The sequence below is a fragment of the Soonwooa sp. T0.1_25 genome, assembly GCF_057652215.1.
Window position 1 is genome coordinate 135,579 of the sequence record NZ_JBYFBZ010000004.1, and the last position, 25,299, is coordinate 160,877.

26 protein-coding genes are annotated in these 25,299 nt (G+C 35.5%); 24 read left to right on the top strand and 2 right to left on the bottom strand.

The features are described from left to right. Positions 1-7 precede the first annotated feature (7 nt). The 5 genes from AC23MB_RS07460 (at position 8) to AC23MB_RS07480 (ending at position 5,019) form a co-directional block, all read left to right on the top strand. Positions 8-736 (top strand): shikimate dehydrogenase family protein, encoded by a 729-nt coding sequence (locus tag AC23MB_RS07460; protein WP_312322319.1) that lies wholly within the window; start codon positions 8-10, stop codon positions 734-736. Positions 737-857: 121 nt separating this feature from the next. Next, positions 858-2,669: a DUF349 domain-containing protein gene (locus AC23MB_RS07465; RefSeq protein ID WP_313028405.1), complete on the top strand. Its 1,812-nt coding sequence runs from the start codon at positions 858-860 to the stop codon at positions 2,667-2,669. A gap of 12 nt (positions 2,670-2,681) precedes the next feature. Further along, the gene (locus AC23MB_RS07470) at positions 2,682-3,308 is read left to right on the top strand and encodes a hypothetical protein (protein WP_487786887.1); all 627 of its coding nucleotides are present in this window, start codon (positions 2,682-2,684) and stop codon (positions 3,306-3,308) included. A gap of 61 nt (positions 3,309-3,369) precedes the next feature. Beyond that, complete coding sequence (gene ribD, locus AC23MB_RS07475) at positions 3,370-4,413, top strand: bifunctional diaminohydroxyphosphoribosylaminopyrimidine deaminase/5-amino-6-(5-phosphoribosylamino)uracil reductase RibD (RefSeq protein ID WP_487786888.1); 1,044 nt, start codon at positions 3,370-3,372, stop codon at positions 4,411-4,413. Positions 4,414-4,416: 3 nt separating this feature from the next. Then, the gene (locus AC23MB_RS07480; RefSeq protein ID WP_487786889.1) at positions 4,417-5,019 is read left to right on the top strand and encodes an IMPACT family protein; all 603 of its coding nucleotides are present in this window, start codon (positions 4,417-4,419) and stop codon (positions 5,017-5,019) included. Between the two features lie 6 nt (positions 5,020-5,025). Here the strand turns inward: AC23MB_RS07480 and AC23MB_RS07485 are convergent, their stop codons facing one another. Further along, a complete protein-coding gene (locus tag AC23MB_RS07485) occupies positions 5,026-5,736 on the bottom strand; it encodes a zinc metallopeptidase (RefSeq protein WP_487786890.1) in 711 nt (236 codons plus the stop codon). 107 nt (positions 5,737-5,843) lie between these two features. On the opposite strand from AC23MB_RS07485, the gene AC23MB_RS07490 reads away from it, so the two are divergent. The 19 genes from AC23MB_RS07490 to AC23MB_RS07580 all read left to right on the top strand — a co-directional run bounded on the left by AC23MB_RS07490 (position 5,844) and on the right by AC23MB_RS07580 (position 24,780). Then, positions 5,844-6,968: a GNAT family N-acetyltransferase gene (locus AC23MB_RS07490; RefSeq protein WP_487786891.1), complete on the top strand. Its 1,125-nt coding sequence runs from the start codon at positions 5,844-5,846 to the stop codon at positions 6,966-6,968. 360 nt (positions 6,969-7,328) lie between these two features. Next, positions 7,329-7,694, top strand: a complete 366-nt coding sequence (locus tag AC23MB_RS07495) for an NADH-quinone oxidoreductase subunit A (protein WP_313028397.1) — start codon at positions 7,329-7,331, stop codon at positions 7,692-7,694. Between the two features lie 94 nt (positions 7,695-7,788). Further along, positions 7,789-8,346, top strand: a complete 558-nt coding sequence (locus AC23MB_RS07500) for an NADH-quinone oxidoreductase subunit B (RefSeq protein ID WP_313215056.1) — start codon at positions 7,789-7,791, stop codon at positions 8,344-8,346. Positions 8,347-8,357: 11 nt separating this feature from the next. Next, positions 8,358-8,852: an NADH-quinone oxidoreductase subunit C gene (locus AC23MB_RS07505; protein WP_313028395.1), complete on the top strand. Its 495-nt coding sequence runs from the start codon at positions 8,358-8,360 to the stop codon at positions 8,850-8,852. 75 nt (positions 8,853-8,927) lie between these two features. Beyond that, a complete protein-coding gene (gene nuoD, locus AC23MB_RS07510; protein WP_487786892.1) occupies positions 8,928-10,151 on the top strand; it encodes an NADH dehydrogenase (quinone) subunit D in 1,224 nt (407 codons plus the stop codon). A 91-nt stretch (positions 10,152-10,242) separates the two neighbouring features. Further along, positions 10,243-10,752, top strand: coding sequence for an NADH-quinone oxidoreductase subunit NuoE family protein (locus AC23MB_RS07515; protein ID WP_312322305.1), 510 nt, complete (start codon positions 10,243-10,245; stop codon positions 10,750-10,752). A 127-nt stretch (positions 10,753-10,879) separates the two neighbouring features. After that, positions 10,880-12,235, top strand: a complete 1,356-nt coding sequence (gene nuoF / locus AC23MB_RS07520; RefSeq protein ID WP_312322396.1) for an NADH-quinone oxidoreductase subunit NuoF — start codon at positions 10,880-10,882, stop codon at positions 12,233-12,235. Between the two features lies 1 nt (position 12,236). Beyond that, on the top strand, positions 12,237-13,076 hold the full coding sequence (locus AC23MB_RS07525) for a hypothetical protein (protein ID WP_313028393.1): 840 nt from the start codon (positions 12,237-12,239) through the stop codon (positions 13,074-13,076). 40 nt (positions 13,077-13,116) lie between these two features. Then, a complete protein-coding gene (locus AC23MB_RS07530; protein ID WP_312322398.1) occupies positions 13,117-14,133 on the top strand; it encodes an NADH-quinone oxidoreductase subunit G in 1,017 nt (338 codons plus the stop codon). Between the two features lie 75 nt (positions 14,134-14,208). Then, positions 14,209-15,273, top strand: a complete 1,065-nt coding sequence (nuoH, locus tag AC23MB_RS07535) for an NADH-quinone oxidoreductase subunit NuoH (RefSeq protein WP_312322399.1) — start codon at positions 14,209-14,211, stop codon at positions 15,271-15,273. Between the two features lie 89 nt (positions 15,274-15,362). Continuing rightward, entirely contained in the window at positions 15,363-15,902 is a 540-nt protein-coding gene (locus AC23MB_RS07540; RefSeq protein ID WP_079666885.1) for a NuoI/complex I 23 kDa subunit family protein, read from the top strand. A gap of 2 nt (positions 15,903-15,904) precedes the next feature. Then, positions 15,905-16,402 (top strand): NADH-quinone oxidoreductase subunit J family protein, encoded by a 498-nt coding sequence (locus AC23MB_RS07545; protein WP_313028389.1) that lies wholly within the window; start codon positions 15,905-15,907, stop codon positions 16,400-16,402. Between the two features lie 2 nt (positions 16,403-16,404). Next, positions 16,405-16,734, top strand: a complete 330-nt coding sequence (gene nuoK / locus AC23MB_RS07550) for an NADH-quinone oxidoreductase subunit NuoK (protein WP_312322402.1) — start codon at positions 16,405-16,407, stop codon at positions 16,732-16,734. A gap of 6 nt (positions 16,735-16,740) precedes the next feature. Continuing rightward, positions 16,741-18,636, top strand: coding sequence for an NADH-quinone oxidoreductase subunit L (gene nuoL / locus AC23MB_RS07555; protein ID WP_487786893.1), 1,896 nt, complete (start codon positions 16,741-16,743; stop codon positions 18,634-18,636). Positions 18,637-18,638: 2 nt separating this feature from the next. Then, the gene (locus AC23MB_RS07560) at positions 18,639-20,141 is read left to right on the top strand and encodes a complex I subunit 4 family protein (RefSeq protein ID WP_313028385.1); all 1,503 of its coding nucleotides are present in this window, start codon (positions 18,639-18,641) and stop codon (positions 20,139-20,141) included. Positions 20,142-20,156: 15 nt separating this feature from the next. After that, the gene (locus AC23MB_RS07565) at positions 20,157-21,539 is read left to right on the top strand and encodes an NADH-quinone oxidoreductase subunit N (protein ID WP_487786894.1); all 1,383 of its coding nucleotides are present in this window, start codon (positions 20,157-20,159) and stop codon (positions 21,537-21,539) included. Between the two features lie 98 nt (positions 21,540-21,637). Continuing rightward, entirely contained in the window at positions 21,638-22,912 is a 1,275-nt protein-coding gene (locus AC23MB_RS07570) for a hemolysin family protein (RefSeq protein WP_374329764.1), read from the top strand. Between the two features lie 2 nt (positions 22,913-22,914). Next, entirely contained in the window at positions 22,915-24,270 is a 1,356-nt protein-coding gene (locus AC23MB_RS07575; RefSeq protein WP_487786895.1) for a hypothetical protein, read from the top strand. A gap of 270 nt (positions 24,271-24,540) precedes the next feature. After that, a complete protein-coding gene (locus tag AC23MB_RS07580; protein ID WP_079666841.1) occupies positions 24,541-24,780 on the top strand; it encodes a hypothetical protein in 240 nt (79 codons plus the stop codon). A 56-nt stretch (positions 24,781-24,836) separates the two neighbouring features. On the opposite strand, the gene AC23MB_RS07585 is transcribed toward AC23MB_RS07580, so the two are convergent. Further along, positions 24,837-25,241 carry an META domain-containing protein gene (locus tag AC23MB_RS07585; protein ID WP_487786896.1) on the bottom strand — a complete coding sequence of 135 codons (405 nt, stop codon included), beginning with the start codon at positions 25,239-25,241 and terminating at the stop codon, positions 24,837-24,839. Positions 25,242-25,299: the final 58 nt, after the last annotated feature.

Below are 25,299 nucleotides of genomic sequence, written 5' to 3' on the forward strand. Positions count from 1 at the left end.
TTACTCTATGAATCAAGCGCAGCAATTTGGACTTTTAGGAAAAAACATCTCCTACTCTTTCTCAAAAAAATATTTTGAAGAAAAATTCAAAAAATTATTCTTACAAAATCATTCGTACAACTTTTTTGATGTTCAAGATTTAAATAAAATCAGCGATTTATTTAAAACATCAGCGCTAAAAGGTTTCAACGTAACAATTCCTTATAAAGAAGCGATTATTCCTTTCTTGGATGAATTAAGTGAGGAAGCCGAAAAAATTGGCGCCGTTAACTGTGTCAAAATTATTGCTGACAAAAAAATTGGTTTTAATACCGATGCTTTTGGATTTGAAAAAAGTCTTTTAATTCATAAAAAACCACATCATACCAAAGCTCTTATTTTGGGTGATGGCGGTGCTGCAAAAGCCGTTAAATTTATTCTTGAAAAACATAACATCGAGTACAAAACGGTCTCTCGAAAATCTGAATTAAATTTTGAAAACCTCACATCGGACATTGTTTCAGAACATTTTTTAATTGTACAATGTACGCCAGTTGGCACTTTTCCTAATGTTGATGACTGTATAAAATTCCCTTTCGAGGCTTTAACTAATCAACATTATATTATTGATTTGATATACAATCCGACCGAAACGTCTTTCATTAAAAACGCTAGAAAACAAGGCGCTACAACCATGAATGGCTATTATATGCTAGAACAACAAGCGGAAAAAGCTTGGTCAATTTGGACAAAATAGCTTTTAAAAATCGTTTCAAATATCAAGGATTTAATAAAAAAGCCTTAAAAGTTGGCTATTTCCATAAAAAAAAATTAATTTAGTACGATAAAAAGTTCTTATTCTAATAAAAAGTTGGGTTATGATAACAGAGACTGGAAATCCTGAAAATGAAGAAAACAAAGTATCTTTAGATGAATCTCAAAACAATTCGGAGCAAAATCATCATCACGATGATATCGATTACGAAGCAGAAATAGAAGCTTTGCCCGAAGAAAATCCGATAGAATCCTTGTCTTTGGATCAAATATTGGACGAGTTGGAGAAAATTGTCAACCTAAAAGACGCTGGCTCTCATTCGAGAAAATTCCAACAACTGAGAGATGCTGCTAATCTTCATATTCATGACGAAATTGAAGAGAAAAAACATCAATACACAGAAGAAGGTAACGACGAGACCAACTTCAGTTATCAACATCCAAAGGCGTCGCGCCTTTCTGCTTTAGTCAACATTTATAAGGAAAAAATGGATGACTTCCACAAAAAGCAAGAAGAAGAACATTCTAAAAACTTAGCAGAACGTCACGATATCATCGAAAGATTAAAAAATCTTTACACCAATACCGAGGCAGGCACTAACCTTTTCAAAGCGATTCGTGAGATTAAAGAAGCTTGGTCTAATGCTGGACAAGTTGCAAAATCAGAATTTAAAAACCTGAATAACAACTATTTCCACCATCTAAAGATGTTCAACGAGATGTTAGATCTTAACAAAGAATATCTTGAGCAAGAGTACAGCCACAATCTGGAAAAACGAAATCATATTATTGATCGCGCCAAAGAGCTTCTTAATGAGCCTTTGGTACAAAAAGCACTTAACGAGTTACAATATCTTCACAAACTTTGGAAAGAAGAAGCAGAGCCAGTTGCAGAAGAATTCCGTGAAAAAACTTGGGAAGAATTCAAAGATATTTCGCAAAAAATCCACGAAAGAAAATCTGAACTTTTTGCTAATTTAGAAAAAGATCAAGAAGCTAATCTTGCGAAGAAAACCGAGATTATCGAAGAATTAAAAAAACTTGCTTCACCAAACCAAAACGTCAACCACAATTATTGGCAAAACGCCATTAAAACTGTTGAAAATCTTCGTCTTGAATTTTTAAAAACGGGAAGTGTTCCAAAGAAAGTCTCTAATCAAACTTGGACAGATTTCAAACAAAATCTTCGTGCTTTTAACACTGCTAAAAATAGTTTTTATAAAAACTTAAAAGATTCTCAAATTAAAAATTTGGAAACGAAATTAGCTTTAATAAAAACGGCGCAAGACAATATGTTATCGGAAGATTGGGAAACTATTGTCCCGCTTTTCAAAAAACTACAAGAAGATTGGAAGCATGTTGGACATGTACCAAGATCACAAGCCAATAAAGTTTGGGACGAATTCCGTGAGGCTTGTAACACGTTTTTCAAAAACTTCCGTGACAAAAACAACGCAACAACTGACAATTGGAAAGACAATTTCAAAAATAAACGTGCACTTTTAGATCAATTAAAAACGATTTCTAACGAAGAAGGTAGCATCGAAAAAATTGAGCAAATCAAAAACCAATGGAATGCCATCGGTAAAGTTCCGAAAGATAAATTAGGCATCAATACAGAGTTTAACAAAACGTTGAGAGATAAGCTTAAACTTAACAAAATTAATGAGTTTGACTTAAATGAAGAAAATCTAACAGAAAATCAATTAACAGATAAAGCAAGAAAAATTAAAAATCAAATTTCTGATCTAGAAGCTGAAGTTGTTAAATTGGATAACAATATTTCGTTCTTTAGTAATGCGTCGCGAGAAAATCCATTATTAAAAGACACTTATCAAAAATTGGATGAAAAAAAAGAGCAATTAGAAAGTTTAAAACAAACGCTTCACAACATTATTACCAGCAACGATAACTAAAATCTAAATATCATGTTGAGAAAATTATCATTCCTTTTGATTTTCGTTTTTGTATTTCTACAGCTAAGTGCGCAAGAAGATACAAAAATCGAAGGTCGCGATGTTGCAGATTATATTTCGGTTCCAGGACCTTTAAAAATCGGAGATTCTGAGTTTTTTCTATATTGGAGTAAAAAAAATTCGGCAACATGGTTTCAACAAAAATATTTGAGAAGTGATGATAACTATGACAACTACGAAGAATTAGTTAATATTTCTTTTTTTAATAAAGAGATTGATATCGATGACGCTGTTAAGAAAAAAGTAGATAACATTACAAAAAGAAAGACAGATCTTAATGACAATTATTCGTTTATCGATGTTATTGAAAGTCCTGATGGCAATGAGTTGATCGTAGATTACTTGGTAACGATTGTTCCAAAAGAAGATGATGGAGAAGCTTATGCAGAATATAATATTGATCGATTTCGCCCAACTAAAAACGGTGATCAAAATGGACTATTAATTTTTTCTTATTCAAAAAGATTGTATGGTTCCGATTTTAGAAGTGCTTCCAAATACATCAATAAGCAACGCAACAAATTACTGGATTATATGATCACAGCTCCAATGCCAACAATTAAAGTTCTTGCTAAATAAGCATAAACAACTTAATAAAAATTTCAAAACACTTAACTTTGCTTAAGTGTTTTTTATTAATATGACAGACAAATTTTATCTTCAACGCTGCATACAATTAGCAGAAAAAGCGATTGGCAAAACTTATCCTAATCCCATGGTTGGTGCAGTTATCGTCCATAACGACAAAATAATCGGCGAAGGTTATCACAAAAAGGCAGGCGAAGCACATGCAGAAATCAACGCTATTAATTCTGTTAAAGACGAAGATTTTGATCTATTAAAAGAATCTGCGATTTATGTTTCTTTAGAACCTTGCGCACATTTCGGGAAAACACCACCTTGCGCTTTAAAAATTAAAGAAATTGGTTTCAAAAAAGTGGTGATTGGGATTATCGACAGTCACGATAAAGTCAGCGGAAAAGGTATCAAAATAATTGAAGATGCTGGTATCTCTGTAGAATCAGGGATTCTCGAACAAGAAAGCTTGGCGCTTAATAAAAGATTTTTCACTTTTCATCAAAAAAGAAGACCTTACATCATTCTGAAATGGGCAGAATCTTCTGATGGATTTATGGACAAAAACTTCCAACCAACCCAAATTAGCAATAGTCTTTGTAAGCAATTTGTTCATAAAATGAGAAGCGAAGAACATGCAATTTTAGTAGGAAAAAACACGGCTTTGCATGACAACCCGAGTTTGACAACGCGAGAAGTTACAGGAAGAAATCCTATCAGAATTTTAATCGATTTTAAATTGGAAGTTCCTGAAAATTTTACCATCTTCAACGAAGAAGCAGAAACAATTGTTTTTAATTCTGTAAAAAATGAAGTCAAAAATAATATTCAATTTATTAAGATTGAAAAAGAAAATTTCATTCAGAATTTAATGGAAAAATTATTCGAGCTAAATATACAATCGGTTTTGGTAGAAGGCGGAAGCTTTACGTTGCAACAATTTATCAATGCTAATATCTGGGACGAAGCGTTTGTTTTAAAAAGCCCTGATCTAAAATTACAAAATGGTACAAAAGCGCCATATTTTAATTTTGAAACCGAAGAAAGAATAGATTTTCGCGACAATGACATCGAGTATTACATTAATCCAGAAAACAATTTTATATAGAAAATGTTCGAATATCAAAGTATAGAAAAAGCAGTTGAAGATGTTTTAATAAAGGAAAAAGGTAGCAAATTTATTGGATTTGCATATCCTGTTGTTTCTGAAGAAGAGGTAAAATCTTGCTTGCAAAAACTATACGAAGAACATCCAAAAGCCACGCATCATTGTTATGCTTTTCGAGTGGGACTTTCTGGTGAAAATTACAGAGCAAATGACGACGGCGAACCTAGTGGAACTGCTGGTTTACCAATATACAATCAACTTCTTGCGCACCAATTGACCAATATTCTGGTTGTTGTTATTCGATATTATGGAGGAACAAAATTAGGAGTTTCGGGCTTGGTTAAAACTTATAAAGAAACAGCAAAATACACTTTAGAATCTGCAAAAATCATCACTAAAGAATTGGAAAGCAACTTAAAATTGAGTTTTAAATTCAGTCAGCAAAATATTATTTTTTCGTTATTAAATAAAAACGGCGCGCAGATTCTGAACTTCGACGCGCAGCAGATTTGCACGATTGATGCTCGGATAAAAACGTCTCAAAAAGAAAACATCTCCAACCAATTGGCGGAGATGCTTCTAGATTTCGAAATTATCGATTTATAATATTTGTTAGTCGCGACGGCCTCCCAAGAGCATCGATGCCCAGTAGAGAAGCTGTCCAAGAGAGCCAATCGCAGCGACAACATAAGTTCTTGCCGCCCATTTTAGACTATCTTCTACGCCAACATATTCTTCTTCGGTTACAGTTCCAGTAGATTTTAACCACTTCATTGCGCGATTGCTTGCATCATATTCCACTGGTAACGTCACAAATGCGAACAAAGTTGTCACTGCAAAAAGAGCTACACCGATTGCTAAAATCCAAGTGTTACCTTGCGGATTGTCAATCGTTCTAGACGCGAACATGACACCAATACCCGCCATAATTACGAATTGAGATAAGGTAGAACTAATGTTGACCATCGGCACCAATTTCGATCTTAGTTGCAACATCGAATAACCAACAGCATGTTGAACTGCATGTCCAACCTCGTGCGCTGCAACTGCCGCAGCCGCTGCATTTCTTTGCATATACACAGCCTCCGAAAGGTTAACTGTTTTATCAGCAGGATTGTAATGATCCGTCAATTGTCCTGGCACCGAAATAACTTGTACGTCGTTGATGCCATTATCTCTCAACATCTTTTCTGCCACTTCTTTTCCGGACATCCCGTTCCTTAAGTGGACTTGCGAATAATATTGGAACTTCGATTTCAACCGATTGGACACAATCCAACTCGCTAACATCGTAAGACCAATAATTAAATAATAACCCGTCATTTTTATATATTTTTATAACTTTTACTTTGAATAAATTTGAGTAAAAAGTATGCCAAAGTATTGTAATAACTGCCATTTGCGCTTATATTTGTCTAATTTTGAAAATTATGGCACAGATCATTATAAAAAAGGTTGAAACTAAAAAAGACTTGGCAGATTTTGTCCAATTCCCGAATGACTTATATCGTAATAATGATAACTACGTTCCGCCTTTAACCAACGACGAACTTAATATTTGGAATCCTAAAGAAAACCCTGCTTTAGAGTATGCCGATGCACAACAATTTTTAGCTTTTAAAGGTGATAAAATCGTTGGTCGTATTGCTGTAATGATCAATCATAAGGAAGAAAAAGATTTAGGCATCAAGAAAGTGAGATTCGGTTGGTTAGATTTTGTTGATGATCAAGCAGTCTCTAAAGCTTTGATTGATGAAGCTATTAAATATGCTAAAGCTAACAACATAACAAAAATCGAAGGTCCAATGGGCATTACCAACCTCGACAAAGCTGGGATGCTAACACTTGGATTTGATAAGCTTGCTACCATGATTGGCATTTACAACGAAGCTTACTATCCAAAACATTTGGAGAATCTTGGACTTGTAAAAGAAAAAGAATGGGTAGAATTCGAGATTATTTTCCCTGAGGTTTTACCAGAAAAAGTGGTGAAATTCAATAATTTAATCAAAGAAAAATATAAACTGAAAGTGTTAGAATTTAAATCAAAAAAAGAAATTCTTCCACTTGTCGAACCAATGTTCAAGCTTTTGGACGAGACTTACAAAGGACTTTCTACCTATACACCGATTACTGACGAGCAAATCAAACATTATAAAGAGAAATACTTCGGTTTTATCGATAAAGATTATATTATTTGTATTGAAGATGAAAATCGCAATTTAGTATCCTTTGCGATTACAATGCCTTCGTATTCTCGTGCGCTTCAAAAAGCCAACGGAAAACTCTTCCCTTTTGGCTGGTGGCATCTTTTAAAAGCGGGCAAAAAAAACGATCGCGCTAACTTTTATCTAATTGGCATCCATCCAGAATACCAACGACGTGGGGTAACGGCAATTATTTTTAAAGAAATCTATGAGACTTTTAAGAAAAAAGGTGTTAAGTTTTTAGAAACTAATCCAGAATTGGAAGAGAACAAAAACATCCAACTTTTGTGGCAAGATTACAATCCTATTAATCACAAAAGAAGACGCACTTATAGCAAAGAAGTCTAAAATATTGGCGAACGGTAAGTTTTATCTAAAAAGGAAAATCACAGAATAATGAAGACTCAAATTATCATATACGCAATTCTTATCATCATATTTTTAGCTTTCAACTTTATTGATCCAATTAAAGATCCGAAAACTAACACATTGATTAACATAGTTTTCGCAAGCATTCTATTCCTTTACATTGCATACATCGCATTTGTTATATTAAAAAAAATGGCCAAGAAAAAATAAGAATCAACTTATTTTTAACAATTCTAAATTAGCTTTTTTACGCCATTCTAAAAAGACTTAAAGCCTAGGTTTTTTCAATTATTCGATCTTAATTTTGTATTTTTGCAGGTGCATAAATTAGGTACAATAATGAATTTACCAGAAAATTATATTCCGATACTCATCCAAGCAGCTGTAGGCCTTGGATTTGTGATAGTTTCTTTATTAGGTGCTCACTTTTTGGGACCAAAAGTAAAAAGTGAAGTTAAAGACCAAAGTTGGGAATGTGGTGTGGAAAGTGTGGGTAATGCGAGAACGCCGTTTTCGGTGAAATATTTCCTAACTGCTATTCTATTTGTTTTATTCGATATCGAAATCGTATTCTTCTACCCTTACGCTGTTAACTTCCGCGAGTTGGGTGTTGATGGCTTTTTAGCTATAGTAACTTTTGTATCCATCTTTTTCCTTGGTTTCTTTTATGTTCTTAAAAGAGGCGCTTTGGATTGGGATAAATAATTTTTAACATTAAAAGATTTAAACCTTAAATAATTGAATTTTGTTTCAAACTTTAAAAACATTAAATCTTTAAATATTTAAATCATAAACAAAAATGTCAGATAATAAACCAGTCGTTAACATGAACAACCCTGCTCCTGCTGGTTATGAAGGAGAAGGATTTTTTGCGACAAAATTAAGTAGCGTTATTGGTCTTGCCAGAAGTTATTCGCTTTGGCCATTACCATTTGCAACATCTTGTTGCGGTATCGAATTTATGGCGACACTTAACCCTAACTATGATGCAGCAAGATTCGGGATGGAGCGTAACTCCTTCTCACCTCGTCAAGCTGATATGTTGATGGTTTGCGGAACTATTTCTAAAAAATTAGGCCCAGTTCTTAAGCAAGTTTACTCACAAATGGCAGAACCAAAATGGGTTGTAGCTGTTGGTGCTTGTGCTTCTAGTGGCGGTATTTTTGACACTTATTCTGTACTTCAAGGTATTGACAAGATTATCCCAGTGGACGTGTATGTTCCGGGATGTCCTCCAAGACCAGAACAAATTATAGAAGGTGTAATGCAAGTGCAAGAACTAGCACAAACCGAAAGTCTTAGAAGAAGAGACTTGCCAGAATACAAAGCTTTGTTAGAATCTTACGGAATTAAATAAATCAGGAAACAATGACAAACGAATTTGTATTAGAAGCTTTAACAAGAGAATTTCCTGATTCTATCCTTGCATCATCGGAGCCTTATGGCATGTTAACCATAGAGGTTAAAAAAGAAGATACTAAAAAGATGATCCATTATTTAAGAGATTCTTCTTTAGAATTTAATTTTTTAACAGATATCTGTGGTATTCATTATCCAGAAACACCAGACAAAGAAATCGGCGTTATATATCATTTACAAAATATGATGGCGAATTTCAGATTACGTCTTAAAGCTTTTATGCCAAGAGAAAATGCTGAAATAGATTCTTTAACAGAATTATTTGCAGGCGCTAACTGGATGGAGCGCGAGACTTACGATTTCTATGGTATTAACTTTAAAGGACATCCTGACCTAAGACCAATTCTTAATATGGACGATCTTGGTTATCACCCAATGTTAAAAGAATATCGACTGGAAGACGGAACAAGAACGGATAAGAACGACAGCATGTTCGGAAGATAAAAAATAATGCAAGAAGCCATAAGCAATAAGCTACCAGCTTAACGCCTAGAGCCTAAAGCCTAAAGCATTAATATTATGAAAGACAACGAATTATCAAACATACTTAACCAATACGAGTCAAAAGAGCAGATTGACGGGCAACTATACACCCTCAACCTTGGACCAACCCACCCTGCAACGCATGGTATTTTCCAAAACGTGTTAACCATGGATGGCGAGCGTATTCTTCATGCTGAACAAACAGTTGGATACATCCACAGAGCTTTTGAAAAAATCTCCGAAAGAAGAAATTTCTCGCAAATTACAACACTTACTGACCGTATGAATTACTGTTCTGCACCTATTAATAATCTAGGCTGGCACATGACAGTTGAAAAGTTAATCGGTTGCGAAGTTCCGAAACGTGTAGATTATATGCGCGTTATCTTGATGGAACTTGCAAGAATTGGCGACCACCTTATCTGTAACGGTGTTACAGGTATGGATGCCGGAGCCATTACTGGCCTAACTTATATGTTCATCGAGAGAGAGCGTATTTATGATATGTATGAGCAAATTTGTGGCGCTCGTATGACAACTAACATGGGTAGAATTGGTGGTTTCGAAAGAGACTTTTCTCCAAAATTCCATGAATTATTAAAAGATTTCCTTAAAACCTTCCCACCACGCTTCCAAGAGTTCTGTAATCTATTAGAAAGAAACAGAATCTTTATGGACAGAACCATCGGTGTTGGAGGTATCTCTGCAGAACGTGCTTTGAGTTATGGTTTCACAGGACCTAATCTAAGAGCTACAGGTATTGACTACGACGTTCGGGTAGCTCAACCTTATTCATCTTACCAAGATTTTGATTTCGATATTCCAATTGGTACAGCTGGTGACACTTATGACCGTTTCATGGTACGTCAGCAAGAAGTTTGGGAATCGATTAAAATTATAAAACAAGCTTACGAAAACTTACCCGAAGGACCTTTCCATGCAGATGTTCCGGATTTCTATTTACCAGAAAAACCAGACGTTTACACCAAAATGGAAGCTTTGATTTACCATTTCAAAATCGTAATGGGAGAAACTGAAGTGCCTCGTGGTGAAGTTTATCACGCTGTAGAAGGCGGAAACGGCGAGTTGGGATTTTATTTAGTAAGCGACGGCGGAAGAAGTCCATACAGATTGCACTTCCGTAGACCTTGCTTTATTTATTATCAAGCTTACCCAGAGATGATTACAGGATCTGTAATTTCTGATGCGATTGTAACGATGTGTAGCATGAATGTGATTGCAGGCGAGCTAGACGCGTAATTTGTACGAAGTACAAAGTAAAATGTAAAAAATTTAAATATTATTAAAGTACGCTGTACATTGTACATTGTACATTTTACAAGAAATAAAAATGAGCGAAACTATAGCTTTTAAACCTGAAACTTTAGAACAGGTTAATAAAATTATCGCTAGATATCCAGAAGGTCGTCAAAAATCGGCTCTTATTCCTGTTTTGCATATTGCTCAAAAGGAATTTGGAGGTTGGTTAGACGTACCAGTTATGGATTACGTTGCACAAGTTCTTAGCATCACACCAATTGAGGTTTATGAAGTTGCGACATTCTACACAATGTTCAACATGAAGCCAGTTGGAAAATATGTTTTGGAAGTTTGTAGAACAGGACCTTGTATGGTTAGAGGTAGTGAAAAAATCCTTGATCACATTCGCACAACTTTAAATATTAAAGATGGCGAAACAACGGCTGACGGGTTGTTCACATTAAAACCAGCGGAGTGTCTTGGTGCTTGTGGTTATGCGCCAATGCTACAACTTGGTAAGTTTTATCATGAAAATTTAACCATAGAGAAAGTTGACGAAATCTTGGAGCTCTGCAGACAAGGTCAAGTTGATTTGGGTTAATAAAGTTTTAAAAGATTTGATTTTTTTTTTGAATTAAATCAAACCTAGATAATTAATATTAAAATGCAAAAAGCTAACACACAGAGATTATCAAAGTGTAAAAGCCAATTGCAATAAGTAAATAAAAATGAGTAAAAAACTTTTACTTAAAGACGCCCACGTAGAAGGTATTAGATATTTCGATGTGTATCGAAAGCAAGGTGGCTATGAGGCTGTTGAAAAAGCTTTGAAGATGACAACTGATGAAGTTTTGGAAGAGGTTAAAACTTCTGGACTTCGTGGTCGTGGTGGTGCAGGTTTCCCAACTGGTATGAAGTGGAGTTTCTTAGCAAAACCAGAAGGCGTACCAAGACACTTGGTGGTTAACGCCGATGAGTCGGAGCCTGGGACTTTCAAGGATAGATACTTGATGGAGTTTATTCCGCATCTTTTGATAGAAGGGATGATTATTTCATCTTACACTTTAGGTGCAAACACTTCTTACATCTATATCCGTGGCGAATATTCTTGGATTCCTGACATTCTAGAAGAAGCAATTGACGAAGCTAAAAAAGCTGGTTTCTTAGGTAAAAATATCTTAGGAAGTGGTTTCGATTTAGAAATATATGTTCAACGTGGTGCTGGTGCTTATATCTGTGGAGAAGAAACTGCTTTGCTAGAATCTCTTGAAGGTAAAAGAGGAAATCCTCGTCTTAAACCACCTTTCCCTGCTGTTAAAGGACTTTGGGAAAGACCAACCGTGGTTAACAATGTAGAAACAATTGCGGCAGTTGTCCCGATTATCAATATTACTGGCGCTGAATATGCCAAAATTGGTGTTGGACGCTCAACGGGAACTAAATTAATTTCGGCTTGTGGTAACATCAACAAACCAGGCGTTTACGAAATTGATATGACAATTTCTGTGGAAGAGTTTATCTATTCTGAAGATTATTGTGGTGGAATCCCGAATGGTAAAAAATTAAAAGCTTGTATTCCTGGAGGTTCTTCGGTGCCGATTTTACCAGCGAATTTACTTTTAAAAACCATAAATGGTGAACCTCGTTTGATGAACTACGAATCTCTTGCAGATGGTGGTTTCGCAACAGGAACAATGATGGGTTCTGGAGGTTTCGAAGTTTTGGATGAAGACCAATGCATTGTTGAACATACAATGACTTTGGCTAGATTCTACAACCACGAAAGCTGCGGACAATGCACACCTTGCCGCGAAGGTACAGGATGGATGTACAAAATCTTAAAGAAAATCAATTCTGGAAAAGGAACTTTAGCAGACATCGACCTACTTTGGGACATCCAAAGAAAAATTGAAGGTAACACCATTTGTCCATTAGGAGATGCAGCGGCTTGGCCAGTTGCAGCGGCAATTCGCCACTTCCGTGATGAGTTCGAATGGCACGTTAACAATCCGGAATTATGTTTAACTCAAAATTACGGCCTGGCTAATTATGCCGACCCAATTCCTGTAGTTGCAGGAAACTAAAATGAAAAAATTAATTGTAGCTGGACTTTGTGCCTTGTCAACAACTTTAGGTTTTGCACAATCGCAAACTTCCCAAGAGCATAGTTCTTTAACTAAAAAAGGAAAAATATTTTTATTCTGGGGTTGGAATACTGCAGCTTATAGTGACTCAGATATTCATTTTAAAGGAAATGGTTATGATTTTACATTGAAAAGTGTAAGCGCTCATGATAGAATTACACCATTTACTTTTAAAGATTATTTTGCGCCAGACAGTTGGACAATTCCACAGACTAATGCTAGAATTGGATATTTTGTAAAAGATAATGTTGCAGTTGTTTTAGGTCTTGACCACATGAAATATGTGATGGATCAAAACCAAACTGTTGGCTTCGAAGGTCACATTTCGGATCCGACTTATGCCAATATGATCCAGTCAGGTTCGGCTGTTAATCTTACGAATGAGCAGTTTTTAACTTTCGAACATACCGATGGACTTAACTACATCAACGTTGGTGTTGAAAAATACCAAAATATCCTTAACAAAAAAGGATTCGATGTAGAATTTGCTTACGGAGCTGGTGTTGGCGCTCTGTTTCCGAAAAGTAATGTTAAATTATTTGGAAACGAAAGAAGCGACAGATTTCATTTAGCGGGATTTGGAGCTGATGCGAGAGCGAGTTTCAATGCTATTTTTGCAAATCATATTATGTTGAGATTAGAAGGTAAAATTGGTTACATCAATATGCCAGATATCAAAACGACATTAAATAATAAGTCTGATAAAGCGTCGCAAGATTTTATGTTTGCGCAGGCTAATTTAGGAATCGGATATATTTTCGGTTTAAAAAAGAAAAATTAACAGGCTTTTGCCTTAATGATAAGCTTATAACAATAAGATAATGAGCGAAGAAATTAAAAAATTCAAAGTAACCATCGACGGACAAACAACCGAAGTTTTGCCAGGTACTTCTATTTTGGAAGCTGCTAGACAAATCGGAGGCAAATCTGTTCCGCCTGCGATGTGTTACTATAGCAAGTTGGAAACCAGTGGTGGCCGTTGCAGAACATGTTTGGTAGAAGTGTCAAAAGGTTCTGAAGCTGATCCTCGTCCAATGCCAAAATTGGTCGCTAGTTGTAGAACTGCTGTTATGGACGGTATGGAAGTTAAAAATTTAACTTCGGAAAAAGCACAAGAAGGTCGCAAAGCGGTAACCGAATTTTTATTAATCAATCACCCTTTGGACTGCCCTATTTGTGACCAAGCTGGAGAATGTCATCTTCAGGATTTGGGTTACGAGCACGGCGTTGAAGGCACTAGAACGGAGTTCGAAAGAAATACTTATGATGCTGATGATATCGGTCCTTATATTAAATTAAATATGAACCGTTGTATCCTTTGTGCAAGATGTGTCTTGGCAGCTAATCAGTTGACTGAAAAGCGCGAGCACGGTATTTTGTTCAGAGGAGATCATGCTGAGATTTCGACTTATCTTAACAAAGCTTTGGACAATGACTTTATCGGAAACGTTATCGATGTTTGTCCAGTAGGCGCTTTAACAGACAGAACGGCGCGTTTTGCAAGTAGAGTTTGGTTTACTAAACCTGTTAACGCAACTTGTAAGTGCGAAAAATGCAGTGGTAAAGCAGTGTTGTGGATGAAAGGTGACGAGATTGTACGTGTAACTGCTAGAAAAGATCAGTACGACGAAGTGCAAGATTGGATCTGTAACGAATGTCGTTTCGAAAGAAAAGATCCTAAATATTGGAGCATCGAAGGTCCTAGACATATCGACAGACATTCTGTTATCTCTCTTAACCATTACGAAAAGCCACAAGATTATTACAGACAATTGGATAATCCTGACGCTAAAGAAATTGCTAAAAAAGACGAGGAGAAAATCGAGAACAATAATTAATTTGAAAATTAGATAATTTGAGAGTTTGCCGAAGGATTTTATTCTGAATCGAATTTCAAATTTCAAATCAAAAATATGGAACTATTAACTTTTAAACTAATATTAGTCTTAGCTTTATTCTTGCTAGCACTTACGGTAGCAGCCTACTCGACTTGGGCAGAACGTAAAGTGGCAGCAATTATGCAAGACCGTATTGGACCTAACCGTGCGGGACCTTTTGGACTTTTACAACCTTTGGCAGATGGTGGAAAATTCTTCTTCAAAGAAGACTTTACACCTGCGAATGCCGAAAAATTCCTATTCGTAATTGGACCTGCCTTGGTGATGTTTATTTCATTAATTACAGGTGCGGTTATCCCTTGGGGAAAAAGCCTTAACATTGGTGGACAGTCTTTTGACCTTCAAGTTGCTAACGTGGATGTTGGTGTACTTTATCTTATCGGGATGGTATCAATCGGTGTGTACGGGATCATGATTGGAGGTTGGGCTTCTAACAACAAGTACTCTTTGATAAGTGCGGTTAGAGCGTCTTCACAAATGATTTCTTACGAATTGGCAATGGGACTTTCGTTGCTTGCAATTATTATGATGGCTGGTTCTTTAGATTTAAAAGTTATTACTGAATCTCAAACGCATGGTAAGCTTTGGGGCATAATTCCTGAAATTTCTGGGATGAACTGGAACATCTTCTACCAACCCGTTGCATTTATTATTTTCTTAATTGCAGCTTTGGCAGAAACCAACCGTCACCCATTCGACTTACCAGAATGTGAGTCTGAACTTGTAACAGGTTACTCAACAGAATATTCTTCGATGAAGTTAGGATTATTCATGTTTGGAGAATATGTTAACATGTTTATTTCTAATGCTTTAATTACCGTTTTATTCTTTGGGGGTTTCAACTATCCAGGAATAGATTGGGTTACTCAGAACTGGGGCGAAAACGTTGCTGGTATCTTGAGTGTTGTAGCATTTTTAAGTAAAACAATATTCGGTATTATCTTATTTATGTGGATAAGATGGACGTTACCGAGATTTCGATACGATCAATTGATGCATTTAGGATGGAAAACTTTAATTCCATTAGCATTGGTTAATCTATTAATAACAGGCGCATTAATCTTGTTATTCGGACATTAAAAAAGTGATAATATGATGATGTAAGATGTGCTATCAGATAGAATTTATCTTTTAACATCTAACGTCTAACATCTAATATCTATAATTAAATGAAACTAACAAACAGATCAAAAGTTGTTTCTAACAAGAAAATGAGTTTGAAGGAAAAACTGTACTTGCCTGCAATTGCACAAGGTATGGGGATTACTTTGAAACATGCTGTACGAAATCTTGTTAAAGGCGTACCATCCGTACAATATCCTGAAGAGCAAAGACCTCGCGCTATTATCTGGCGTGGACAACATGTGTTAAAACGTGATGACGAAGGTAGAGAGCGTTGTACTGCTTGTGGATTGTGTGCTGTAGCTTGTCCCGCAGAAGCGATTACAATGACAGCGGCAGAACGTACTAAAGACGAAAAACATCTTTATAGAGAAGAAAAATACGCCGAAATCTACGAAATCGATATGCTACGTTGTATCTTCTGTGGTATGTGCGAGGAAGCTTGTCCAAAGCAAGCCATCTTCCTTACAGATCGTCTTGTAGATGTTGAAATGATAAGACAAAATTTTGTCTATGGTAAAGACAAGTTAGTTGAGAAAATCGAACAACGTATCGATATTAGTGAACGTCAAAAGAAAACTTATTAAGAATGGATCAGATATTATTTTTCACAGTTGCTTTTATTGCAATTCTTAGTGCTGTGTATTTTGTATTTGCAAGAAATCCATTATACAGTGTTTTGTCTCTTATCGTAACATTTTTCAGTATTGCTGCGATGTATATTCTTCTTAATGCTCAGTTTTTAGGAATTGTACAAATCATTGTTTACGCTGGAGCTATTATGGTGCTTTTCCTTTACGTATTAATGATGTTAAACCTTAATGCGAAAGACGAAAGTAAAAAGAAAAACCTTCCAAAATTCATTGGGATTTTCACGGTTTGTATTTTGTTTATTGGGATGTTAGGCGCTTACAAAGGTCTTACTGGTAACACCACAGCAGCGGCAACAGTGGACAGAGGCGTTGGATTGACAAAAAACTTAGGAAGACTATTATTTAACGAATATGTTTTACCGTTCGAGCTAGCATCAGTCCTGATATTTGCAGGTATTGTTAGTGCGGTATTAATTGGTAAAAAAGAAATATAAAAATGGGAGAAGTTAACAGTTTTATACAATCTGTACCTAAGGAGTATTTTATTATTCTAAGTACCATTTTGTTTTGTTTAGGCGTTTTGGGCGTTCTAATTCGTAAAAATGCGATTATCATTTTGGGTTGTGTGGAGTTAATGCTTAACTCGGTCAATCTTTTGTTAGCAGCTTTTTCTGCATACAAAGGTGATGCGCATGGACAATTATTAGTATTCTTTATCATGGTTGTAGCAGCTGCCGAAGTAGCAGTTGGACTTGCAATTATCGCTATGATGTACAGAAATACTAAATCTGTAGACGTAAGTATATTTAATAAATTAAGAGGATAATTAGGAATGGAAAATTTAGTTTACGCAATTATTCTTTTACCATTAGCAGGTTTCCTCATCAATGGTTTGTTTGGAAAGAATCTTCCTAAAGCTCTTGTTGGTGGATTAGCAACTTTGGTTGTTTTTGGATCTTTCCTTATTGCTGTTAGCATTTTTATGGGAATGTCGAAAGACAGCGCACCTGTTATTGTAAAAGCATTTGAGTGGTTCACAGTTAATGGGATGCAGGTTAACTTCGGGTTCCAAGTTGATCAACTATCAATTATGATGGTGATGATTATTACAGGAATCGGGTCGTTAATTCACCTTTATTCTATTGGCTATATGAGCCATGACAAAGGTTTTTATAAGTTTTTTACATACCTAAATCTTTTCATCTTCTCGATGTTATTGTTGGTATTGGGAAGCAATTATCTTATCCTATTTATCGGTTGGGAAGGTGTAGGACTTTGTTCTTACCTATTGATTGGCTTCTGGTACGACAATGTTGAATATGGTAAAGCAGCTCGTAAAGCCTTTATCATGAACCGTATTGGTGACTTAGGATTATTGTTAGGTATTTTTGCTTTAGCACATCACCTTAACGCCATCGACTTCTTGAGCGTTGCAGAAAATTCAACAGTTTTTGAATTGGACGGCAATGCGATTATCTTCATCACAATATGTTTATTCGTTGGGGCTGTTGGTAAATCTGCTCAGCTTCCGCTTTTCACTTGGTTGCCAGATGCGATGGCTGGACCGACGCCAGTTTCAGCTTTAATCCACGCTGCAACGATGGTAACTGCGGGTATTTATTTAGTCGTAAGATCAAATTTCTTATTCACTTTAGCACCGACAACACTTAATGTTATTTTGTTAATCGGTTTAGCAACATCTTTGGTTGCCGCTTTCATTGGTTTAAGACAAAACGATATCAAAAAAGTATTGGCCTACTCGACTGTTTCGCAGTTAGGCTTCATGTTTATTGCTTTGGGTGCAGGCGCTTATACAACTGGTATGTTCCACGTTATGACGCATGCCTTCTTCAAAGCTTTATTATTCTTAGGTGCAGGATCTGTAATCCACGCAATGAGTGGCGAACAAGATATGCGCTTTATGGGAGGACTTAGAAAGAAAATCCCAGTAACCTATTGGACTTTCTTAATCGGTACTTTGGCAATTTGTGGTGTTCCACCTTTGTCAGGTATGATTTCTAAAGATGAGATTTTAGTAACGATTTACGAGAAAAGTCCTATTCTTTGGGCATTGACATTATTTAGTGCTGCAATGACAGCGATCTATATGTTCAGATTATTGTTCTTAACCTTCTTCGGAGATTTCCGCGGAACTGAAGAACAAAAGAAACACATCCACGAAAGTCCAGCTTCTATGACAATTCCATTAGTTGTTTTAGCGATTCTTTCAGTAGTTGGTGGTTTCATCAATCTTCCGCATTTTATTGGACATGGCGAATATCAAAACTTGGCAGCGTGGTTAAGTAAAGTTTACAAATATCCACAAGCTGCGGCTGAGATTCCGTTTAATATCGAAATGATTTTGTTAGCGCTAACCATTATTATGGTTGCTGTTATCTTCTTCGTTGTTAAAAATATCTACGTTATCAAAAAGAAAGTGGCACTTCCAGAGGACGAATATACTGGTTGGGAAAGACTTTCTGCAAAGAAGTTGTTTATCGACGAAATATATCAAGCTTGTGTTGTAAAACCAGTTGAAGGACTTGGTAAAGCAGCGTCAATGTTCGATAGATCTGTACTTGACCCGATTGTAACTTTCATTGGACTAGGCGCAGCAGACTCTGGTAGAGCAGCGAAAAGATTGCAAAATGGTAAGGTCGAAAACTATGTTTTGATCATGTCTTTAGCAATCGGAATAATTTTAATTATTAACTTTTTATTGAAATAGTAATGTCATATTTAGCAACACTATTACTATTACCTCTTGTAGGTTCGGGATTGGTTTTTGCATGGAGAAATTCTTCTAGCAAGCATCTTGCGCTGGCAATTGCGTTTATACAAATGTTTTTAGCATTCTACATGTTATCCAATTTTGATTTTGGACCAACGGTAGATTCTAGATTACAATACGAAATCCAATATCCGTGGTTTCAGTTTATTAACAGTACACTTCATTTCGGGATAGATGGGATGAGTATGCTTTTGGTGATACTAACTAATATTTTAGTACCATTAATCATACTTTCTTCATACAACGAAAACAAGCCTTACAACAACAATTTCTATGCGTTAATCTTGTTAATGCAATTTGGATTAATTGGTGTTTTCACAGCATTGGATGGTTTGTTATTCTACATCTTCTGGGAAGTAACTTTGATTCCGATATGGCTAATCGCAGGAGTTTGGGGACAAGAAGACAAACGTATTAAATTCACAACAAAATTCTTTGTTTACACTTTTGTTGGGTCTTTATTTATGTTACTTGGTTTCATCTACATTTACAACTATTCGGCGTCGTTTGCAGTAACAGACATGTACAATGCAGCGCTTAATCTTAATCAGCAAACGGTTATATTTTGGTTTATTTTCTTTGCATTTGCAGTTAAATTACCAGTATTTCCGTTCCATACTTGGCAACCCGATACGTACACTTATTCGCCGACACAAGGTTCGATGTTGTTATCAGGTATCATGCTAAAAATGGCTGCTTATGGAGTTTTAAGATATTTATTACCGATTACACCTTTAGCAATTGGCGGAATTTCGGGAGATATTGTTGTTATTCTTGCAGTTGTTGGTGTTATCTATGGTGCATTAATCGCCATTGTCAACAACGATTCTAAAAGAATTATAGCTTACTCTTCCCTTTCTCACGTTGGGTTGATGGTTGCAGGGATTTTTGCTTCTGCAATTTTGACAGTGCGACTTGCTAATGCAGCGTCTTTGGTTATCGAAGGCGCAGAAGGTGCTTTGGTACAGACATTTGCACACGGTATCAATGTTGTAGGTTTATTCTACTGTGCTGATATTCTTTATAAAAGATTTAAAACAAGAGATATTAGACAAATGGGTGGTTTGGCAAAAATCGCACCTAAGTTTGCAATTCTTTTCATGATTATCTTACTTGGTTCTATGGCAGTGCCATTAACTAACGGATTTATCGGAGAATTTATCCTTCTTAAATCAGTTTTTGATTATAACCTAATCATGGGAGTTTTATCAGGATTAACAGTAATCTTGTGTGCCGTGTACATGTTGAGATTGTACGGAAAAGCAATGTTTGGTAAGACAGATGACATGTTATTATCAACCGCAAAAGATCTTTCGACTGCAGAGTTTTCAGTTCTTGCAAGTTTATCTGTTTTTGTAATTCTTATGGGTATTTTCCCGCAAGTTATTATCGAAATGGTGGGTAGTTCGTTGAAGTTTATATTCTTATCAATGATAAGTTAATTTGATATATAAAAAATGAGTGTTTTTATAGTATTATTCATTACCGCAGTTTTAGCATTATTTGCTGGTGTTTTCGAACAAGGCAAATATTCAAGATACATCGGCATTGCAGGATTGTTAGTAGCTTTATATGTAAGTTATCTTCCAGATTGCGATTTTTTCGCAGCCTACAAAACGATGTTCGATTACAGTACTAATGCTGCTTTGTTTACCAAAATATCTATCGTAACGACTTTGCTAATTTTCTTTATCGGAGGATTTGCATTTAGTAATCATAGAAGCCACCAGTCGGAGTTGTATGCTTTGATGTTGATGTCATTATCTGGAGGAATTGTACTTTTTGGTTATCAAAATTTAGTAACATTATTCATCGGTATCGAAATTCTTTCTATCCCATTATATGTAATGGCAGGAAGTAACAAAACTGACCTTCGCTCTACAGAAGCCTCAATGAAGTATTTCTTAATGGGAGCTTTTGCAACAGGGTTTTTATTATTCGGTGTGGCATTAGTTTACGGATCGGCTGGTAGTTTTGATCTTTATCAAATAAGTTCGTTCGCGATTAACGATCCTAAGAATATGATGCTAATTGTTGGATCAATTTTTATGTTATCCGCAATGGCTTTCAAAGTCTCGTTAGCGCCTTTCCACATGTGGAGTCCAGACGTATACCAAGGTGCACCATCATTGATTACAGCTTTCATGGCAACAGTTGTTAAAATTGCAGGTTTCTATGCGTTCTTAAAATTAATGACCATGGCATTTGGAGGAATCGTAGGAGAATGGATTAACATTGTTGGCGTATTATTAATCGTGACTTTACTTCTAGCAAACGTAATGGGACTGGTACAAACCAACGCAAAACGTATGTTGGCTTACTCGAGTGTTTCTCATGCTGGTTATGTGACGCTAATCTTCTTCGGCATGAATAGCCTTTCACCTTACAACTTAGCATTCTATTTATTCGCTTATTCGTTATCTACGGTTGGTGTTTTCATGGCATTAATCTGGGTAGAAAAAGTGAAAAGAGAAACCTCTTTCAATGCCTTTAACGGTTTAGGAAAAAGACATCCATTGTTGGCAATTGCTGCTGCAGTTTCGATGATATCAATGGCGGGTATTCCTTTAACAGCGGGATTTATGGCTAAGTTTTCACTGTTCAACCAAGCAATTAAAGGTGGTTTCGAATTCTTAGTATTAATCGCAGTTTTCGGTTCTGCATTGAGTATCGCTTATTATTTACGATTAATCATTGCGATGTTTTTCTATAAAGAAAGTACTTTCAAAACTTCAGAAAAAGTAAGCATCACTTACAACATTGTTGCGGTTGTTATTATCTTGGCCATTATAAGTCTAGGTGTTTATCCGGATTTGTTTGTCAAACAATTTGGACTTTAATAAAATTTAAAAAAAGCTTCAGTTCTTCTGAAGCTTTTTTGTTTGCAATAGTGGATAAACAGTAAAAACATTGTATTTTTAGGATTGAAAAATTTCACATGGAACTCATTATCCTAATTGCCTTAATATTACTGAACGGCGTTTTTGCAATGTCTGAAATGGCGTTGGTTTCTTCTAGAAAATTCAAGCTAGAAAGTTTGAAAAAGAAAGGAAGTCCCGCTGCTAAAACCGCTCTCAAGCTAATGGACAACCCTACCCGATTTTTGTCAACCGTACAAATTGGGATTACGCTAATTGGGGTTTTGTTAGGTATTTTCAGTGGTGAAAGTATTACAAAAGATTTAAAAAATCTACTTCTAAAAGTAGAAGTTCTTGCGCCTTACGCCAATAAAATTGCAATTTCGGGAAGTGTAATTATCATTACCTATTTTTCTATTGTTGTTGGCGAATTATTCCCGAAAAGACTTGGAATGACTTTCCCAGAATCCATCGCCGTTATGTTGGCTAGACCGATGAATTTACTATCTAAAATTGCTTCGCCATTCGTTTGGTTGTTATCGATTTCTAATGATTTTTTATCTAAAATATTTAGAATTGATGATAAAAACGACAACACTATTTCTGAGGAAGAAATCGTTTCTATGGTGAAAGAAAGTGCGCAAGGCGGCGAAATCTTAAATATAGAACAAGATATTGTAGAACGTGTTTTTGAGCTTGGGGACAGAAAAGCGAGCGCTTTGTACACGCCGAAAAGTGATATGATTATTTTTGATACTCAAGATTCTTGGGACGACATTCGGTATAAAATACAAGACGGAAAACATTCTGCTTATCCCGTTTGCGAAAACAACAACGTAGATAATATTTTAGGAATTGTAATTTTAAAAGACTTGTTTTTAGCCTCAAATACGCCAGATTTTAAAGTTTCAAATTATATAAAAGAGCCTTTATATTTCAATGAAGCTGCAAAAGCTTATCAAGTACTTAATCAGTTCAAAAAAACAAAAATCCATTACGGAATTGTAATCGACGAATATGGAAGCGTAAAAGGAATCATCACTTTAAATGACCTCATCGATGAGCTAGTTGGTGATACGATGCATGATGAAGAAAAAAATCCAGAGATTAACAAATTAGATAATGACACCTGGATTGTAGATGCAGGAATGGATATTTATGACTTCCTAGATTATTTCAATAAAGAAGAGGAAGAAGAGCACATCAACAACCAATACAACACCGTGGCTGGTTACATAATCAACAATACCAACAATCTACCACAAGTGGATGACGAATTTAAAATAAAAGATCTAAAATACACCATTTTGGAAAAGAACGGACAACGTATTTCTAAGATTAAGATTGAAAAATAAACATGAATTTTGCAACAAAACTACATAACCCAAATCTTACCAAGTGTATCAATATTTTCCTGATTATTGCGACTTATGCAATGATTGTCATTCGATTTTTATTGAATGAAAAAGGTCGCGTCAATCCAGATTCGATTCGATATATGCGACAAGCGCACATGTTGCCAGTTATCGACAATACAACAGCGCCATTAGGCTATCCTTTTGCGATTTGGTTGTGCACTAATTTTGGCTTGGACGAATTCTGGAGCAGTAAAGTTGTTGGACTTTTAGCCTACACAGCAATGTTGGTATTCGCTTGGAAAAAAAAATTCTACTTCAAAGAAATCTTGATGATTTCGGCGCTTTTTAGTTTTGTGTCGGTGTTTTCTTACACGATGAGCGAAGCACCAATTTTGCCATTTGTCTTTTTCCTTTTTTATTATTCTAAACAAGTTATAGCCGAAAATTTTAAAGGTTTAAAAGCAGTTTTGATACTGAGTTTGTTTTTAATTATTTGTTATAATATTAGATATAGCGCTTTGTTCTTGATGGCTGGTTTGGGCTGGTTTGGTCTACTGAAAATAAAAACAACTTATGGTAAATACTTTGTTTTATCGGCACTTTTGGGAGTTTTGTTTGTGGTGCTTTTCAAGTTGTTGTATGTCGATTACTTTAATGAAGATTATATCAGAGATTTTCTAAATATTGGACTAAAACCAACTTCTAAACTTCTAACCGAACTATGGCAAGGCCTTGCCACGACTTTTGATCCTTTTGTACATATTGCTGATCCGTCTGGCGGTATTGTCAATTATGGGATCTATGGTATTGGCTTAATCAATATTGGTCTTACTTTATATTTCGTTATTAAAACAAAACATTCGGATTTTGATTTATTATTGCTTTGGACAGGATTTGTTGGTATTGTTTGTTCTTATTTTGTACAATATTTTTATTCGGTTAACGCAATAGATTATCGATTGTTAGCGCCTTTTGGTCTTCCGATTTGGATGTATTATTTTCGAAGATTATGGACGGTTTTGGGGAATTTGACTTATTTAATTTCTGTAGGAAGTTTGCTAACGGGATTTGCTTTTACATGGTTATCAAAAGGAAATTATTTGGAAAACCGTGAAGAAATACAAACTTTTCTAAAAAACGAAAATAAAGAAACAGGAACGATAAAATTTTGGTTAAAATCGGAAGAAGATCTCGGAAATGTACGTTCCGCAGAAATTATTAGTACGGTTAATCCGATGATTTATACTACTTTTTCGGCGAAAGATACTTTGGATCCAAAAGTCTTAACGCCTTATCGTGTTGATTCTAAACTAAAAATAAAGAGAAACCAGTTTCAGAAGTTTGATAAGAAATAACTTGTGGATTTCAAAAAATATGATTTTCTCCGAAATCTTAATTTTCGGTTTTCGGAATAAGATTTTTTGTTATCTTTGATGCAGGGATTGAGTCTTTGGACTAAGAACTGAGGATGGTTATCGATAGCCCCGATTGACGTGGAAATCCTTTTTGCCAGAGGCTTTGCCGAGCAAAAAGATTGTAACAAAAAGCGGGACAAATTGTCTAAAGTGTGAGAAAATTGACTTGCTCCTAAAAAAAATTATTAGAAACTATTAAATTTTATAGATATGACTTTACCTAAGTTTTTATTAGCAGACAACACAGATTTTCCAGAAGATCTTTTTGTAGTACATACAGAATATCCTCGTTTTATCCTTAACGTTGAAGAGGAAGAAGTTGAGTGGTTGGATGATCTAGAAGGTGATGACGAAGAAACTTTGGCTAATGAGGCTACTAAAGTAGTTGAAGAGGCTTTCAAATTCTGCGATGCTGAGTTAGCAAAATACGATGACGAAGAAGAAGAGTAATCTAAATCGATATTAAAAAATGAAAACGGAACCCAAAATTGAGTTCCGTTTTTTTATTATTTTTTGTTGAATTTTAGCAACAATAGATTGTCTTTGTACAGCTCTAGACTTTCGCCATTTACGACATATCTGTTAGCTTGTTGTAGCATGTTAAGAAATCCTGTCTCAACACTCATATTTATACAAGCTTTTCTTGTAGATCCTAGCTCGGTTGCTGCAAATGTCCCAGCTTTGGCATCGATAGCAACGTTGTTAGAAAAATAATTGTTACATCCTGTATTACCTGTAATCTTGCCTGCTTCTACAACCAAAGTCGGCTGCTCGGTGCTTACTTGCTCTGCCAAAAACCAAGAGCTGCCTTCTAATGCAACTTGGTTTCCGCCTTTTTTAACAGAATAGTTAGACGCGGCACATGATGCCAACATAACAGCTGCTGATATTGTAAGAATTAAATGTTTCATAATTTTAAATTTTTATGATTAGCAATGTCTTGCTTTTCTTTTTCAAAGATAAAATTAA

What these genes read in the sequence shown, in the direction of transcription:
- AC23MB_RS07525 (WP_313028393.1), top strand. Translation starts at nt 12,237, where the DNA reads ATGAAAAAATTAATTGTAGCTGGACTTTGTGCCTTGTCAACAACTTTA.
- AC23MB_RS07580 (WP_079666841.1), top strand. Translation starts at nt 24,541, where the DNA reads ATGACTTTACCTAAGTTTTTATTAGCAGACAACACAGATTTTCCAGAA.
- AC23MB_RS07490 (WP_487786891.1), top strand. Translation starts at nt 5,844, where the DNA reads ATGGCACAGATCATTATAAAAAAGGTTGAAACTAAAAAAGACTTGGCA.
- nuoF (WP_312322396.1), top strand. Translation starts at nt 10,880, where the DNA reads ATGAGTAAAAAACTTTTACTTAAAGACGCCCACGTAGAAGGTATTAGA.
- ribD (WP_487786888.1), top strand. Translation starts at nt 3,370, where the DNA reads ATGACAGACAAATTTTATCTTCAACGCTGCATACAATTAGCAGAAAAA.
- nuoK (WP_312322402.1), top strand. Translation starts at nt 16,405, where the DNA reads ATGGGAGAAGTTAACAGTTTTATACAATCTGTACCTAAGGAGTATTTT.
- nuoD (WP_487786892.1), top strand. Translation starts at nt 8,928, where the DNA reads ATGAAAGACAACGAATTATCAAACATACTTAACCAATACGAGTCAAAA.
- AC23MB_RS07465 (WP_313028405.1), top strand. Translation starts at nt 858, where the DNA reads ATGATAACAGAGACTGGAAATCCTGAAAATGAAGAAAACAAAGTATCT.
- AC23MB_RS07515 (WP_312322305.1), top strand. Translation starts at nt 10,243, where the DNA reads ATGAGCGAAACTATAGCTTTTAAACCTGAAACTTTAGAACAGGTTAAT.
- AC23MB_RS07575 (WP_487786895.1), top strand. Translation starts at nt 22,915, where the DNA reads ATGAATTTTGCAACAAAACTACATAACCCAAATCTTACCAAGTGTATC.
- AC23MB_RS07530 (WP_312322398.1), top strand. Translation starts at nt 13,117, where the DNA reads ATGAGCGAAGAAATTAAAAAATTCAAAGTAACCATCGACGGACAAACA.
- AC23MB_RS07545 (WP_313028389.1), top strand. Translation starts at nt 15,905, where the DNA reads ATGGATCAGATATTATTTTTCACAGTTGCTTTTATTGCAATTCTTAGT.
- AC23MB_RS07470 (WP_487786887.1), top strand. Translation starts at nt 2,682, where the DNA reads ATGTTGAGAAAATTATCATTCCTTTTGATTTTCGTTTTTGTATTTCTA.
- AC23MB_RS07570 (WP_374329764.1), top strand. Translation starts at nt 21,638, where the DNA reads ATGGAACTCATTATCCTAATTGCCTTAATATTACTGAACGGCGTTTTT.
- AC23MB_RS07480 (WP_487786889.1), top strand. Translation starts at nt 4,417, where the DNA reads ATGTTCGAATATCAAAGTATAGAAAAAGCAGTTGAAGATGTTTTAATA.
- AC23MB_RS07565 (WP_487786894.1), top strand. Translation starts at nt 20,157, where the DNA reads ATGAGTGTTTTTATAGTATTATTCATTACCGCAGTTTTAGCATTATTT.
- nuoH (WP_312322399.1), top strand. Translation starts at nt 14,209, where the DNA reads ATGGAACTATTAACTTTTAAACTAATATTAGTCTTAGCTTTATTCTTG.
- AC23MB_RS07460 (WP_312322319.1), top strand. Translation starts at nt 8, where the DNA reads ATGAATCAAGCGCAGCAATTTGGACTTTTAGGAAAAAACATCTCCTAC.
- AC23MB_RS07505 (WP_313028395.1), top strand. Translation starts at nt 8,358, where the DNA reads ATGACAAACGAATTTGTATTAGAAGCTTTAACAAGAGAATTTCCTGAT.
- AC23MB_RS07585 (WP_487786896.1), bottom strand. Translation starts at nt 25,241, where the DNA reads ATGAAACATTTAATTCTTACAATATCAGCAGCTGTTATGTTGGCATCA.
- AC23MB_RS07485 (WP_487786890.1), bottom strand. Translation starts at nt 5,736, where the DNA reads ATGACGGGTTATTATTTAATTATTGGTCTTACGATGTTAGCGAGTTGG.
- AC23MB_RS07495 (WP_313028397.1), top strand. Translation starts at nt 7,329, where the DNA reads ATGAATTTACCAGAAAATTATATTCCGATACTCATCCAAGCAGCTGTA.
- AC23MB_RS07540 (WP_079666885.1), top strand. Translation starts at nt 15,363, where the DNA reads ATGAAACTAACAAACAGATCAAAAGTTGTTTCTAACAAGAAAATGAGT.
- AC23MB_RS07500 (WP_313215056.1), top strand. Translation starts at nt 7,789, where the DNA reads ATGTCAGATAATAAACCAGTCGTTAACATGAACAACCCTGCTCCTGCT.
- nuoL (WP_487786893.1), top strand. Translation starts at nt 16,741, where the DNA reads ATGGAAAATTTAGTTTACGCAATTATTCTTTTACCATTAGCAGGTTTC.
- AC23MB_RS07560 (WP_313028385.1), top strand. Translation starts at nt 18,639, where the DNA reads ATGTCATATTTAGCAACACTATTACTATTACCTCTTGTAGGTTCGGGA.